1 protein-coding gene is annotated in these 466 nt (G+C 63.5%); it reads right to left on the reverse strand.

Features of this window, described 5'->3' with window-relative positions; genetic code table 11:
• A partial coding sequence (locus AC066S_RS39250; protein WP_478271970.1) for a response regulator occupies positions 1–466 on the reverse strand: 466 nt, incomplete at both ends.

The raw sequence follows: 466 nt of genomic DNA on the forward strand, positions 1-466 counted from the left end.
TCCCATACTTGTTCCGCGATTTCGGTACGTGACAGAACCTCGCCCTTGCGGCGCAAGAGCAGTGTCAGCAGTTGGAACTCCTTTGCGGACAGGTCGATGCGCTGACCGGCCCGAGTAGCGCGCCGCCTCGCCAGGTCCATTTGCAAGTCCCCCAGGCACAGCAGCAGCGCATCAGGCGCGGGCGCAGTACCAGCGGTGCGGCGCAGCAGCACCTCGATGCGTGCCACAAGTTCGGAAAAGGCGAACGGCTTGACGAGGTAATCGTCCGCTCCCGCCTTCAGTCCGCGGACGCGATCCTCGATGCGATGGCGGGCCGTCAGCATGATCACCGGCGTTTGCTTGCTCTGCCGCAGCGCGGCCAGCAAGCCGAAGCCATCAATGCCCGGCAGCATGGTGTCGAGAACGATCAAGTCGTAGTGGCCGTGGGAGGCCATGTGAAGGCCATCGATGCCGTTGACAGCCACAT

This window comes from Bradyrhizobium sp. CFUWI, assembly GCF_056429085.1.